Raw genomic sequence first — 14,646 nt, 5'->3', positions numbered from 1 at the left:
GCAAGGGTTTGCCATGACCGAGATCGTGATCGCCGCGGCCAAGCGCACCGCCATCGGCGCCTTCCTGGGCCAGTTCAACGGCGTGCCCACGCCGGACCTCGGCGCCGCGGCCATCCGCGCCGCGCTGGAGCAGTCCGGCATCCCCGCCGCCGACGTGTCGGAGGTGATCATGGGCTGCGTGCTGCCGGCCAACCTCGGACAGGCCCCGGCGCGCCAGGCCGCGCGCGCGGCCGGCGTGCCCGACGCCACCGGCGCCACCACGATCAACAAGGTGTGCGGCTCGGGCATGAAGGCGATCATGCTCGGCCACGATCTGATCAAGGCCGGCTCGGCCAGCATCGTCGTCGCCGGCGGCATGGAATCGATGAGCAACGCCCCGCACCTGCTGCCGCAGTCGCGCACCGGCAACCGCTACGGCAACTTCCAGGCCGTCGATCACATGGCCTGGGACGGCCTGACCAACCCCGACGACGGCCAGGCCATGGGCGTATTCGGCGAGGCCACCGCGGAGAAATTCGGCTTCAGCCGCCAGGACCAGGACGCCTATGCGATCGAGTCGGTGACGCGCGCGCAGGCCGCGCAGCGCGATGGCGCGTTCGATGCGGAGATCGTTGCGGTGCGCGTGGCCACCCGCAAGGGCGAGGCGGTGGTCGCCAGCGACGAGCAGCCGGGCAAGTCCGACATCGCCAAGATCCCCACGCTGAAACCGGCGTTCAAGAAGGACGGCACGGTCACCGCCGCCAGTTCCTCCAGCATTTCCGATGGCGCCGCCGCCACGGTGCTGCTCAGCGCCGACGACGCGGCCCGCCGCGGCGTGGTGCCGCTGGCGCGGATCGCCGGCCACGCGACGTTCTCGCAGGCGCCGGAATGGTTCACCACCGCTCCGGTCGGCGCGATCAGGAAGCTGCTCGAGCAGGTCGGCTGGAGCCTGGACCAGGTCGATCTGTTCGAAATCAACGAAGCGTTCGCGGTGGTGCCGATGGTGCCGATCAAGGAACTGGGACTGGACCCGGCCAAGGTCAACGTCAACGGCGGCGCCTGCGCGCTCGGCCATCCGATCGGCGCCTCCGGCGCGCGGCTGGTGGTGACATTGCTAAACGCGTTGCGCACGCGCGGCGGACGCCGCGGAATCGCCACCCTGTGCATCGGTGGCGGCGAGGCGACAGCGGTCGCCATCGAATTGATTTGATTGGGATTAACCCTTAAAACACAAAAATGAATGCGCGTGCGCTTGACAGCCGACTTTGGCTTGTCATCATGTTGAGGGCGCGCAATAGCGCGTTGCCTAACTAAACGACGAGGATAGACACACATGAGCATCAACAAGCTGCTGATCGCAATGGCCCTGGGCCTGGCCCTGGCCGCGTGCTCGAAGCAGGAGCAGGCGCAGGACGCCGCTGCTTCGGCTAACGAAGCTGCCACCGACGCGCAGGCTGCTGCCGACCAGGCTTCGGCCGCCGGTGCCCCCACCGCCGATTCCGCCCAGGCTGCTGCCGATACGGCCGCTACCGCTGCCAACACCGCTGCCGACGCTTCGGCCGCTACCGCTGCTGCCCCGACCGATGCCGCTGCCGACAAGGCTGCCGACACCGCCAAGGTTGCTGACGACACCGCCGGTAAGGCCAAGGACGCTGCCGAAGAAGCCAAGAAGAAGTAATCACTTCTGGCTTCAGGCATGTCTGAAGAAGCCGCTGGTTCGCCAGCGGCTTTTTCTTTGCCTGCGATTCACCCCACGCAGGCGCGACGCGTGCGGCCTCGCGCTGCACTCGGTTTTCCGCCGACGCTATGATTGTCCGCGGCGTGCCCGTCGGCGCTGCCGCCACTGACACTGGCCCCTTTCGTTTTCGCAACGGACCTGCCCTGCAATGATTGTCGGTATCGACCTCGGCACCACGCATTCCCTGATCGGCGCCTATTCCGAGCACGGCAGCCGCCTGTTTCCCAATGCGCTAGGCGAACTGCTGACCCCGTCGGTGGTCAGCGCCGACGACAGCGGCATCCTGGTCGGCCAAGCCGCGCGCGAACGCCTGGTCAGCCACCCTCAGCGCAGCGTGGCGGCGTTCAAGCGCTGGATGGGCAGCGACCGCGAGACCGTCCTCGGCGAGCATCGCTTCCGCCCGGAAGAACTGTCGGCAATGGTGCTGCGGGCGTTGCTGGCCGATGCCGAAGCCGCGCTCGGCGAAACAGTGCGCGAAGCGGTGATCAGCGTGCCGGCGTATTTCTCCGACGCGCAGCGCAAGGCCACCCGCGCCGCCGGCGAACTGGCCGGGATCCGCGTCGAACGGCTGATCAACGAGCCCACTGCGGCCGCCCTCGCCTATGGCCTGCAGGAACGCCAGGGCCATGGCCGCTTCCTGGTGCTGGATCTGGGCGGCGGCACCTTCGACGTGTCGATCCTGGAGATGTTCGAAGGCGTGATCGAGGTCCACGCCAGCGCCGGCGACAACTTCCTCGGCGGCGAGGATTTCCTGGAACTGCTGCTGCAGGCGTTCCTGGCCGACCACGCGCTCGCGCCGCAGGCGCTGAGCGTGCACGAAAACGGCCAGCTGCGGCGGCGCCTGGAAGCGGCCAAGCGCGCGCTGTCCAGCGCCAGGGAGGCGACGGTGGAGATCGGCGTGGCCGGCCAGGCGCTGCACTGGACGCTGCACGAGGACCGCTTCAACCAGCTGGCCGAGCCGCTGCTGCAGCGCATGCGCGCGCCGCTGGAGCGGGCGATGCGCGATGCGCGGCTGCAGCCGGCGCAACTGGACGAGATCGTGCTGGTCGGCGGCGCCACGCGCATGCCGCTGGTCGCCAGGCTGGTCACGCGCATGTTCGGACGCCTGCCGATGCGCCACATCAATCCCGACCAGGCGGTGGCGCTGGGCGCGGCGGTGGCCGCCGGGATGAAGGCGCGCGACGCCGCGCTGGAGGAAGTGATCCTCACCGACGTGTGCCCGTACACGTTGGGGACCGAGGTCGCCGCGCACGACGCGCAAGGCCAGCTGCGCACCGGCCTGTTCCACCCGATCATCCAGCGCAACAGCACCGTGCCGATCAGCCGCGAGGATACCTTCTACCCGATCCACGACGCGCAGGAACACCTGGTCATCGACGTCTACCAGGGCGAGAGCCCGCTGGTGGCCAAGAACATCAAGCTCGGCGAGCTGCGGATGGCGCTGCCCGGGCACCTGCCCAAGGCCGAGAAAGGCGTCACCACCCGCTTCACCTACGACAACAACGGCCTGCTGCAGGTGGAGGTGACCGAACATCACAGCGGCCGCAAGCATGAACTGATCCTGGAGCAGAACCCCGGCCTGCTCGACCCCGGGCAGATCCGCGAACGGCTGGCCGCGTTGCAGGCGCTGAAGATCCATCCGCGCGAACAGCAGGACAACCTGAGCCTGCTGGCGCGCGCCGAACGCATGTACGAGGAGTGCCTGGACCTGCGCGAACAGATCCAGGCCTGGATCGTCGCCTTCCGCGGCGCGCTCGACACCCAGGACCTGCGCCTGATCGACGAGCACCGCCAGCGCCTCGGCGAGGCGCTGGACGCCCTGGAGCGGCACGCTTGAACTGGGCGTTGCGGTGGCTGCAACTGCCGCCGGATGCCGACGAAACCGCGATCAAGCGCAGCTACGCCAAGCGGCTGCGCCAGCATCGCCCGGATACCGACCCGGACGGTTTCCAGCAACTGCACGCGGCCTACCAGGCGGCGCTGGCCTGGGCGCGCACGCGCGACGCCGACGAGGACGTTGAAGACGTTGAAGACGTTGAAGACGAGGATGCTCGCGCCGCGGCGCAGACCGCGACTTTTGCTGCCAGTCCTGGCGCCAGCGATGGCGATGGCGCGCCGCCGACTCCGGCAGCCGTATCCACCACGCACAGCGATGTCCTCGACGACCAGCGGCCACACCCAGACACCGAGGGTCACGCCCCAGCCCCGACGCAGCAACACTCGCTGACGCCAGCACCGCAGCTCGGCGTGGCTATACCAACCGCGCTCGATCCCGATGCGCTGTGCGACGACCTGCTCGCCCTGGCCACGCATGCCGAACCGCAGGCACTGCAGCACTGGTTGCAGCGGCAGCCTGCGCTATGGTCGCTGCGCGACAAGGCGCAGATCAGCTGGCGGTTGAGCCATCGATTGCAGCAGCGACTGCCGCCCATCCAGCGCGAGAATGTCGCGATCCTGCTCGGCTTCTTCGGCCTGGACGACATCGCCGCCGGCCCCGCAGCGCAGGCATTGCCGATGCTGCAGGAACGCCTGCACCTGGCCTGGGAAATGCAGCCGGAAAACGCCGAGGCGCTGGCGCGGCGGGTGTATCCCACCTCTGCCGACGAATATCGGGTGCCCGCGCTGATGCGCCAGCTGACGCGTCCGTTCGCGTTGCCGCAGGCGCTGTGGGCGAGTCTGATGCCGGGACGGCCGAGCGCATTGCGCCGCTTGCTCATGCGCCTGGACCAGGGCCGTGTCGACGATCTGCCCGCGCCGGTGGACCGGCAGCAGATCGCCTTCTGGATGCGCGCCAGCGAGGCCGGCTACCTGACCCGGGCGCGGCTCTCGGTCGGCCTGCTGCGATGCGCCGCCACCGCGCTGCTGGTGGCCATCGTCGTGCTGCTGGCGAGCGCCGCCAGCGCCTGGTCGCCGGATCCGGTGCCGATGTCCTTGGCGCTGACGCGCAGCGGCCTGGCCGCCCTGGCGATCGTCGCGCTGTGGATGGGGTGGCTGCTCGCCGGCACGTTGCTGCGCTGGCAGGGCGAAGCGGAGTCGGACAATCGCTCGCCGGCGCCGCACTGGCTACGCTGGGCGTTCGTTCCGCTGCTGGCCGGCATCGGCCTGGGCGTGAGCGAGATCCCCGGGCAGCAACTGGCCGGCGGCGTCATCGCCACCATCGCCTTGCTGTCGTCGGTGGTACGGCTATGGCGGCGAAGCGGGCGCCCCTACCGCCCGAACAGCGCCATGCTCTGGCTGGCCTTCCTGGCCCCCAGCATGGCGCAGTCGCTCCCGGTCGCGCTCAGCGCGGCGCTGGCGCTGGGCCTGTGGACATGGGACCTGCTGCGCCACCGCCGACTGCGCTGGCGGCGTTCCTGAACGCGAGCCGCTGGCGATCGCCCGCATTGACACCAACTGCATACGCGCCCGCCTAGGCTGCGCCGCATCAACCAGCAACGGAGAACGCACATGAACAAGACCCCGATCGCGGCAGTGGCACTGCTGGGCGCCCTGACGCTGGCCGCCTGCCAAGGCCCGGAAGCGCAACAGGCGCAGCGCGACGCCAAGGTCGCCGCCGAGCAGACCGGCGAAGCGGCCAAGGAAGCCGCCGACCAGGCCGCGCAGACCGGTCGCGACGTCGCCGCCGACGCCCGCGACGCCGCGCACCGCGCCGCCAACTCCCAAGCCGTGCAGGATGCCTCTGCCGCCGCCAAGGAAGCCGCGGCCGATGCCAGCGAGGCCACCGCCAGCGCGGCGCAGAAGCTCGCCGACAAGGCGCGCGAGAAGGCCAACCAGGATCCGCACAACAGCGACAGCGAAAAGCATTGACGCAATGCCCTCCGCACCCGCGCTCGGCGCGGGATGCGGCGGGCGTGCCCCACACCCGCCGGATCCCGCGCGATGTGGCAAGCACTTGGCACCGCGGCCACCTGGCACCGCGGCGTGCCCCAAGACTCTTTTCCAATATCCAGGCTCGGTCGATTGCAGTACCCAGCCTCGGCGATCCGCTGTCTGGTTACACTCTGTACATGCCGACTTTCCACAGCGTGCGGATCAGAACCCGCCTGGCCCTTCTGTTTTCTGCACTAATCTTCATCTTGATCGGGTTCGGCGTGTTCTCCGGCGCACGGCGTTCGATCTCCGATGCGGCACGCGTGGCCCACACCCAACAGGTGCTGCGCAGCATCGACGAAGTGCAATCGACCCTGCTGCAAACCGAGATCGCGGCGCGCAGCTACGAACTCACCGGCAACCAGGCCTACCTCAGCAACTACCGCGACAGCGCCGAACGCGTGCCGCGGCAGCTGGCGCAGCTGCGCGCACTGATCTTCGACAACCCGGTCCAGATCGCGAACCTGGACATCCTGCAGCGCCTCATGCAGGCACGGCTGACGCAACTGCAGCAGATGCTCGACCTCTACCAGCGCGATGGCCTGGCCGCGCTGCAGCGCGCGATGGCGCCGCGCGTGTTCAAGGACTCCAGCGCAATCGGCGATCACGTGCAGCAGATGACCGAGCTGGAGCAACAGCTGCTGCTGCGCCGCGACCGCTCCAACCAGCGCAGTTCCGATCTGCTGCTGGCCCTGGCCCTGGCAGGCATCCCGTTCGGCCTGGGCAGCGTGGGCGTGGTCTATGCGCTGCTGTTCCGCGAGTTGCGCAACCGCAGCCACGCCGAGCAGGCCGCGTCGGTCGCCAACGACAAGCTGGCCGCCAGCATCCACGACCTGGAGCGCACCAGCGCCGACCTCAATGCGCTCAGCCGCTACACCGGCCTGCTGCAGAGCTGCGTGGACCCCAAGGAAGCGCTGGCGGTGACCGCGCGCATGCTCGCCGCATTGATGCCCGACGCCGGCGGCAGCGTGTAACTGTTGCGCGCCTCCATGGATCGCGCCGAATCCATCGTCGCCTGGGGCGAGCCGCCGGTGCGCAGCGCAGCGGCCGTGGCCCCGGAGGAGTGCTGGGCGCTGCGCCGCGACAAGACCCATTTCGTGCACGCGCTGCGCCACGACGCGGCGTGCGCGCATCTGCGCGACGATCCGCAGGCGGTCGGCGCCAGCAGCGCCTGCATTCCGTTGTCGGCGCAGGGCACGCAGCTGGGCTTCGTGTTCCTGGCCGGTCCCGGCCGCGGACCGCTGCCGCGCATCGCCATCGCCGAGGCCGCGGCCGAGCAGCTGTCGCTGGCGCTGAGCAACCTGCGCCTGCGCGAATCGCTGCGCCTGCAGTCGATCCGCGACCCGCTCACCGGGCTGTTCAACCGCCGCTATCTGGAGGAGTCGCTGAACCACGAACTGGCGCGCTGCGCACGCCGCTCGGTGCCGTTGTCGCTGCTGATGCTGGACGTGGACCACTTCAAGCACTTCAACGATCTGCACGGCCACGGCGGCGGCGACAGCCTGCTCGCCGCGGTCGGGCAGATGCTGGCGTCGCGGCTGCGCGGCGAGGACATCGCCTGCCGCTACGGCGGCGAGGAATTCACCGTGATCCTGCCGGAAACCGACGCCGAGGCGGCGCTGGCGATCGCCGAGCAGATCCGCGGCGCCGCACAGCAAATGCGCACCACGCTGGACGGCAAGGCACTGCCGGGGGTGACGCTCTCGATCGGACTGGCAAGCTATTCGCGCGACGGCGTGGTCGCCACCACCCTGCTGCGCAAGGCCGATGCGGCGCTGTACCGGGCCAAGCGCAACGGCCGCAACCAGGTGCAGCCGTTCGATCCGGCGCTGGACGGAACGGGCTGAGGCCTATCGCGTCGCGATGGCAAGGCACGCCGCGCCTTGCGGCCTGCCGCCCAGGCCGCCGGAGACGGCAACGTGGCCATGCGATCGCGCTGCAGGCCGTGGACCCAATCGCCGCATACGAAGCGCACTTTAGCGATGGTTGTCACAAAACCTGAGCGGTAGAGCGGCGATAGTCGGCGTTCCCCCGACTGGAGACGTCTTCGCATGTCCATCTGGAAAGATCAGGGTACCCCGCGCAAGGACGGCCTGCCGCTGCCCGGCACGCCCGGCAACAGCGCAGTGCCGGAACCGCGGCCGGTCACCGAACCGGCAATCGGCGAGTCCGCGGTCAGCGTCGCCGCGGCCGCTCCCGTCCCCGCACGCGCCGCACCGCCGGCGGCGAAGGAGTCGCTGATCGCCGCCGACATCACCATCGAAGGCAAGATCGAAGGCACCGGCCATATCCGCATCGCCGGCAAGTTCAAGGGCGACGTCAACGTGCAGGGCGACCTGACCATCGAGACCGGCGCCAAGCTCAGCGGCGGCGTGCGCGCCAACAAAGTGATCATCGCTGGCGAGCTGGAAGGCAATATCGAATCGGCCTCGCAGGTGGAACTGCTGGCGTCCGGCGCGCTGATCGGCGACGTCAAGGCCGGCTCGCTGACCGTGGCCGCCGGCGCGCGGATGCGCGGCCAGGCCGATTTCGGCTGGGAAGACGACAAGGGCCGCAAAGGCGGCAAGCCGACGCCGGAGCCTGACCCCGGCGCATGAGCACACCGCGTCCCGGCACCCCGGGGGCGACCCGGACCTGCCCGCACTGCAAGGCCACGATCCTGGAGAGCGCCAGCGTCTGCCCGGCCTGCAAGCACCACCTGCGCTTCGACTCGGCGGTGCTGCAGCAGTCGGCCCCGAGCGCGACGGTGCCGCTGCGCGTGCAGGGCACCATCCAGCATCCTGCCGACGGCACTGCGTGGGAGTACACGGTGGTGGTGACGATCCGCAACGGCCGTGGCGAGGAGATCAAGCGCCAGCTGGTCGGCGTCGGTGCGATGCTGGACGGCGAGGAACGCAGCTTCACCCTGTCGGTGGAAGCGACCCAGGCCAAGGGCGGCGGCAAGCGTGGGACGCGGCATTGAGGTCGGGACTCGGGACTCGGGACTCGGGTACAGCGTAGCCCCTCTGCCGCCGGGAGAGGGGTTGGGGTGAGGGTACGGCGTATACGTTCACTGCAACGCACGCGCAAGCACTACATACATCCGCACATCCGCCTGCGACGTAGCGAATGCCAGCCCCTGCGCACCGGTCAGGCGGCTGCGCACGAACGCACAAGCGCGTAGCGCATCGGAGCCGATCCGCACCCGCGTAGTGAACCGCTCAGCGTGGATTCTCATCTCCTGCACAGTGCCTTGGACACAGTGGCGGGCATGCCGAAACCCGCTTCCCAGGACCTGGTGGTACTGCGCCCGGAAGGACTGTACTGCCCCGCCGGCGACTTCCATATCGACCCTTGGCGGCCGGTGCCGCGCGCGGTCATCACCCATGGTCACGGCGACCACGCCCGCGCCGGCATGGGCGGGTACCACTGTGCTGCCGCCGGCTTGCCGATCCTGCGCTGGCGCCTCGGCGAGCAGGCTTATCACGCCTACGACTACGGCGAGCGCTTCGTGCTGGGCGCAGCGCAGGTGTCGCTGCATCCGGCCGGACACGTGCTCGGCTCGGCGCAGGTGCGCATCGAAGTGGACGGCGAGGTGTGGGTGGCCTCGGGCGACTACAAGCGCCAGCCCGACCCGACCTGCGCGGCGTTCGAAGTGGTGCGCTGCGACACCTTCATCACCGAGGCCACCTTCGGCCTGCCGGTGTACCGCTGGCCGGACACCGCGGCGGTGGCGCGCGAGATCGTCGCCTGGCGCCACGAATGCGCCGCGCGCGGCGAGGCCGCGGTGTTGTTCTGCTACGCGCTGGGCAAGGCGCAGCGGGTGCTGGCCGAGCTGCAGCCGTGGGACGATCAACCGGCGCTGCTGCATGGCGCGGTCGCCGCCGGTGTAGCCGTGTACCGCGACGCAGGCATCGCGATGCTGGACACGCACCCGGTCGCCGAGATGGACAAGCGCGCCGACTACGCCGGGCAACTGGTGCTGGCGCCGCCGTCGGCCGCGGGCAGTCCGTGGCTGCGCCGCTTCCGCCATGCGCAGCTCGGCTTCGCGTCGGGCTGGATGCGGTTGCGCGGCAACCGCCGCCGGCGCAATTACGACCGCGGCTTCGTGGTCTCCGACCATGCCGATTGGCCGGACCTGCTGCGCACCATCGAAGACACCGGCGCGCAGCGGGTCATCGCCACCCACGGCAACACCGACGCGATCATCCGCGCCTTGAACGAACGCGGCGTCGCCGCCGAGGCGTTCCGCACCGACTACGGTGCCGAGGAATGAAGCGCTTCGCCGCGCTGTACCGGCAACTGGACCAGAGCACCGCGACGCTGGACAAGCGCGCCGCGCTGGTCACGTATTTCGAGCAGGCGCCGCCGGCCGACGCGGCCTGGGCGATCTGGCTGCTGAGCGGCGGCAAGCTGCGGCGCATCGCCAACACGCGCGAACTGCGCGAATGGATCGCGCAGGAAAGCGGCCTGCCCGGCTGGCTGGTGGACGACAGCTACGACCACGTCGGCGACCTCGCCGAAACCCTCACCTTGCTGCTCGACGATCCGGCCGAGGCGTCCGATCCGGCGCCGCTGCGCGACTGGATCGAGCAACGGCTGTTGCCGGTCGCCGCACAGGACGAGGCCGCGCGCCACGCCGCGGTACTCGCCGGCTGGCGCAGCCTGGCGTTCGACGAACGCCTGCTGTTCAACAAGCTGCTCACCGGCGCACTGCGCGTGGGCGTGTCGCAGCGGCTGGTGCAGCAGGCGCTGGCGGCGATGTCGGGGATCGACATTGCGCGCATCGCGCAGCGCATGCTCGGCGCCTGGTCGCCAACCCCGGCCGCGCTGGAAGATTTGTTGTCGCACGAAGTGCTGGCCAGCGACCGCCAGCAGCCCTACCCGTTCTTCCTGGCCTCGCCGCTGGAAAACGCGGTGGCCACGCTGGGCGCGATCGACGACTGGCAACTGGAATGGAAGTGGGACGGCATCCGCCTGCAGTTGATCCGCCGCGCCGGCGAGACGGCGCTGTGGTCGCGCGGCGAAGAACGCCTGGACGGCCGTTTCCCCGAGATCGAGACCGCGGCGGCCACGCTGCCGCGCGATGCGGTGATCGACGGCGAACTGTTGGGCTGGCGCGACGGCGACGCCGCGCCGCTGCCGTTCACCGCGCTGCAGACCCGCATCCAGCGCCGCAAACCCGGCGCCAAGACGCTGGCCGACACGCCGGCGCGGGTGCTCGCCTACGACCTGCTGGAGCTGGACGGCATCGACCTGCGCGAACAGCCGCTGGCGCAGCGCCGCGCGCAACTGCAGGCCTTGCTCGACGCGCATGCCGATCCGCGCATCGTGCTGTCGCCGCTGGTGCAGGCCGCGTCGTGGGAGGCGGCCGCGACGCTGCGCGAGGATGCGCGCGAGCGCGGCGTGGAAGGACTGATGCTCAAGCGCGCCACGTCGCCCTACCAATCCGGGCGCCGCCGCGGCGACTGGTGGAAGTGGAAGATCGAACCGCTGACCATCGACGCGGTGCTGCTGTACGCGCAGGCCGGCCACGGCCGCCGCAGCACGCTGTACACCGACTACACCTTCGGACTGTGGGACGGCGCGCAACTGGTGCCGGTGGCCAAGGCGTATTCGGGCCTGGACGACAGCGAGATCCTGGCGCTGGACCGCTGGATCCGCGCGCACACCACCGAACGCTTCGGCCCGGTACGCGCGGTGACGCCGTACCACGTGTTCGAACTCGGTTTCGAGGCGGTGAACAAGAGCAGCCGGCACAAGTCCGGCATCGCGGTGCGCTTCCCGCGCATCCTGCGCTGGCGCCACGACAAGCCGTTCGCCGAGGCGGACCGGCTGACCACGCTGCAGGCGCTGGCGCGATGACCGCGGCGCAGGCGCGCAAGCGCCCGGCCGATGCGCCGCTGTACGCATGGTTCGCCGCGCAAGGCTGGCAACCGCTGCTGTTCCAGCGCGCACTGTGGCGGCACTACCTGGACGGCGGCTCGGGCCTGCTGCACACGCCCACCGGCAGCGGCAAGACCCTGGCCGCGTTCGGCGGCCCGCTGCTGGAAGGCCTGCGCGAACAGGCCGCCCTGCGGGCCACCGCGCGCAAGGCGCCGCGCCGCGGCAAGGCCGCTGCCAGCGCAGGCACATCGGCAGCGAGCACGCGTGCACGCCGGCAGGCGCAGCGCGAGCTGAAAGTGCTGTGGATCACCCCGCTGCGCGCGCTCGCCGCCGACACCTTGCGCGCGTTGCGCGAACCGGCGGAAGCGCTCGGCCTGGACTGGCAGATCGGCCTGCGCACCGGCGACGCCAGCGCGCGCGACAAGCGCCTGGCGCGCAGCGGCAAGCTCGACGTGCTGGTGACAACGCCCGAATCGCTGGCGCTGCTGTTGTCCTATCCGGACACCGCGCCGCAGCTGGCGACGCTGCGCTGCGTGATCGTCGACGAATGGCACGAACTGCTCGGCAACAAGCGCGGCGTGCTGCTACAGCTGTGTCTGGCGCGGCTGCGCGCCTGGGCGCCGGCGCTGCGCACCTGGGGGCTGTCGGCCACGCTCGGCAATCTGGACGAGGCGCGCGACGTGCTGCTGCCGCATGTACCGAACGCGCCGATCGTGGCCGGGGTCAAGCCGCGCACGCTGACCCTGGAAACGCTGACCCCGGCCAGCGGCGAGCGCTTCCCCTGGGCCGGCCACCTCGGCCTGGCGCAACTGCCGCGGGTGCTGGAAAAACTGTTCGCGGTGCGCACCAGCCTGCTGTTCACCAATACCCGCGCGCAGGCCGAACTGTGGCACCAGGCGCTGGACTCGGTGTGGCCCGAGGACACGCAGAGCCTGGCCCTGCACCACGGCTCGCTGGATCCGGCGCTGCGCCGCGCCGCCGAACACGGCCTGCGCGACGGCAGCCTGCGCTGCGTGGTGGCGACCTCGAGCCTGGACCTGGGCGTGGATTTCCCGGCGGTCGATCAGGTACTGCAGATCGGCAGCCCGAAGGGCGTGGCGCGCTTGCTGCAGCGCGCCGGCCGCGCCAGACACCGTCCCGGGGAGGCCGGTCACGTGCTGTGCGTACCCTCGCATGCGCTGGAGCTGGTCGAGTACGCCGCCGCGCGCCGCGCCATCGCCCACGGCCGCATCGAATCGCGCCCTTCCCCGCGGCTGTCGCTGGACGTGCTGGCGCAGCATTGCGTGAGCTGCGCGCTGGGCGGCGGCTTCCGCGCCGACGCGCTGTTCGCCGAAGTGCGCGGCAGCGCCGCGTTCGCCGCGCTCGATGCGCCGACCTGGGCCGCGGTGCTGGAGTTCATCGTGCAAGGCGGACGCGCGCTGGCGCAATACCCGGACTACCGCAAGGTGGTGCTCGACGACGACGGCGTATACCGCGTGCACGACCGCCGCATCGCGCTGCGCCACCGCCTGTCGATCGGCACCATCACCAGCGACGGCAGCGTCGCGGTGCGCTTCCTGCGCGGCGGCCGGCTCGGCGCGGTGGAGGAACAGTTCGTCGGCCGCCTGCGCCGCGGCGACCGCTTCCAGTTCGCCGGGCGCCTGCTGGAGCTGGTGCGGCTGGAGGACATGACCGCCTACGTGCGCCTGGCCAAGGGCGGCGCCGGCAGCGTGCCGAAATGGATGGGCGGGCGCATGCCGCTGTCCTCGGCGCTGGCGCACGAAGTGGAAGCGGTCTTCGCCGAGCCGCGCGGCGAGGAGGAATTGCGCGCACTGGCGCCGTTGCTCGGCCTGCAGCGCGCGTTGTCGGCGCTGCCGTCGCCGCAGCGGCTGCTGGTGGAAAGCGTGCGCGCCCGCGACGGCCGCCACGTGTTCGTCTACCCGTTCGCCGGGCGCCAGGTGCACGAAGGCCTGGCCGCGCTGCTGGCGCTGCGCTGGGGCCGGCACCAGCGCAACACCTTCAGCTTCGCCGCCAACGACTATGGGCTGGTGCTGTCGCCGGCGCAGGAAGTGGCCACCGACGCAGCCCTGCTGCGCGAACTGCTCAGCCCCGAGCACCTGTTCGAAGACCTGCGCGAAAGCCTCAACCTGGGCGAACTGGCGCGGCGCCAGTTTCGCGAGATCGCGCGCGTGTCCGGCCTGCTGCCGCCGAGCCTGCCCGGCGGCACGCCGCGCAGCCTGCGCCAGCTGCAGGCCTCCAGCGGCCTGCTGTACGACGTGCTGAGCCGCTTCGACCCGGAGCATCTGCTGCTGGCGCAGGCCGAGCGCGAAGTGCTGCAGGGCGAGATGGAACTGACCCGGCTCGCCGCCACGCTGCACGACTGCGCCGCGCGCGAACTGGCCGTGCACACGCCGCGCAGCCTGACCCCGCTGTCGTTCCCGCTGTGGGCCGAGAGCATCCGCGGCCAGCTCAGCACCGAGGACTGGAAGGCGCGGGTGATGCGCGCCGCGGCGCAGCTGGAACAACGCCATGCGCGCTGAACTGGACTGGCGCCTGGCCGGCGAGCCGATGACCCTGCTCGGCGAACGCGCGTTGTACTGGCCGGCACGCCGGCGGCTGCTGATCGCCGACCTGCACCTGGGCAAGGCCGACGTGTTCCGCCGCGCCGGCATCGGCCTGCCCAGCGGCGGCACCGCACTCGACCTGCAACGCCTCGCTGCGTTGGTGCAGGCACAGGCGGCGCAGGAACTGTGGATCCTCGGCGACGTGCTGCACGGCGCCGCGCCCGCGGCCGCCTGGCAGCGCGACTGGCACGTCTGGCGCGCCGCGCATCCGCAGCTGCGCGTGGCCGCGATCGCCGACAACCACGACCGCGCGCTGGCCGGCGCCGGATTGGACATCGCGCTGCTCGGCGAACAGGTCGAGGACGGCCCGTTCGCGCTGCGCCACGATCCGGCGCCGCACGCGCAGCTGCATGTGCTGTGCGGGCATCTGCATCCGCTGGCGAAACTACCCGGCATGCGCCAACGCTGGCCCGCGTTTTGGCTGCGCGAACCGATGACCGTGCTGCCCGCGTTCTCGCAGTTCACCGCCGGCGTGGTGCCGGTGCTGGAGGCGGGCGAACGCCTGGTCGCCTGCGTCGAAGGCGCGACGCTGGCGTTGCCGGTGGCGATGCAATGACGCGCCCGCTGGATACACGGATCGCCCGTGCAGGA

11 protein-coding genes and 1 pseudogene are annotated in these 14,646 nt (G+C 70.6%); all 12 read left to right on the top strand.

The window, feature by feature from the left end:
- The first annotated feature begins 13 nt into the window (after positions 1–13).
- The 12 genes and pseudogenes from KHF85_RS06835 to pdeM all read left to right on the top strand — a co-directional run bounded on the left by KHF85_RS06835 (position 14) and on the right by pdeM (position 14,611).
- Positions 14–1,189: a thiolase family protein gene (locus KHF85_RS06835; protein ID WP_284568997.1), complete on the top strand. Its 1,176-nt coding sequence runs from the start codon at positions 14–16 to the stop codon at positions 1,187–1,189.
- A 123-nt stretch (positions 1,190–1,312) separates the two neighbouring features.
- The gene (locus KHF85_RS06830; protein WP_009583424.1) at positions 1,313–1,657 is read left to right on the top strand and encodes a hypothetical protein; all 345 of its coding nucleotides are present in this window, start codon (positions 1,313–1,315) and stop codon (positions 1,655–1,657) included.
- Between the two features lie 208 nt (positions 1,658–1,865).
- Positions 1,866–3,554 carry a molecular chaperone HscC gene (locus KHF85_RS06825; RefSeq protein ID WP_284568996.1) on the top strand — a complete coding sequence of 563 codons (1,689 nt, stop codon included), beginning with the start codon at positions 1,866–1,868 and terminating at the stop codon, positions 3,552–3,554.
- A complete protein-coding gene (locus tag KHF85_RS06820; protein WP_284568995.1) occupies positions 3,551–5,074 on the top strand; it encodes a J domain-containing protein in 1,524 nt (507 codons plus the stop codon). Before KHF85_RS06825 ends, KHF85_RS06820 begins: the two co-directional genes overlap by 4 nt.
- Before the next feature lie 90 nt (positions 5,075–5,164).
- A complete protein-coding gene (locus KHF85_RS06815) occupies positions 5,165–5,524 on the top strand; it encodes a hypothetical protein (protein ID WP_284568994.1) in 360 nt (119 codons plus the stop codon).
- Between the two features lie 200 nt (positions 5,525–5,724).
- Positions 5,725–7,434 (top strand): annotated as a pseudogene (locus KHF85_RS06810) (diguanylate cyclase).
- A 204-nt stretch (positions 7,435–7,638) separates the two neighbouring features.
- Positions 7,639–8,184, top strand: a complete 546-nt coding sequence (locus KHF85_RS06805; protein WP_284568993.1) for a bactofilin family protein — start codon at positions 7,639–7,641, stop codon at positions 8,182–8,184.
- Positions 8,181–8,549 carry a hypothetical protein gene (locus KHF85_RS06800; RefSeq protein ID WP_064539695.1) on the top strand — a complete coding sequence of 123 codons (369 nt, stop codon included), beginning with the start codon at positions 8,181–8,183 and terminating at the stop codon, positions 8,547–8,549. Before KHF85_RS06805 ends, KHF85_RS06800 begins: the two co-directional genes overlap by 4 nt.
- A gap of 288 nt (positions 8,550–8,837) precedes the next feature.
- Positions 8,838–9,842 carry a ligase-associated DNA damage response exonuclease gene (locus tag KHF85_RS06795; RefSeq protein WP_284568992.1) on the top strand — a complete coding sequence of 335 codons (1,005 nt, stop codon included), beginning with the start codon at positions 8,838–8,840 and terminating at the stop codon, positions 9,840–9,842.
- Entirely contained in the window at positions 9,839–11,431 is a 1,593-nt protein-coding gene (locus KHF85_RS06790) for an ATP-dependent DNA ligase (protein WP_284568991.1), read from the top strand. Before KHF85_RS06795 ends, KHF85_RS06790 begins: the two co-directional genes overlap by 4 nt.
- Positions 11,428–13,971, top strand: a complete 2,544-nt coding sequence (locus KHF85_RS06785) for a ligase-associated DNA damage response DEXH box helicase (protein WP_284568990.1) — start codon at positions 11,428–11,430, stop codon at positions 13,969–13,971. The genes KHF85_RS06790 and KHF85_RS06785 overlap by 4 nt, the downstream gene beginning before the upstream one ends.
- Complete coding sequence (pdeM, locus tag KHF85_RS06780; protein ID WP_284568989.1) at positions 13,961–14,611, top strand: ligase-associated DNA damage response endonuclease PdeM; 651 nt, start codon at positions 13,961–13,963, stop codon at positions 14,609–14,611. Before KHF85_RS06785 ends, pdeM begins: the two co-directional genes overlap by 11 nt.
- The last annotated feature ends 35 nt before the right edge of the window (positions 14,612–14,646 follow it).

The sequence above is a fragment of the Xanthomonas graminis pv. graminis genome, assembly GCF_030168915.1.
Lineage (GTDB): Bacteria > Pseudomonadota > Gammaproteobacteria > Xanthomonadales > Xanthomonadaceae > Xanthomonas_A > Xanthomonas_A translucens.
This window is presented reverse-complemented; position numbering and strand designations above follow the sequence as displayed.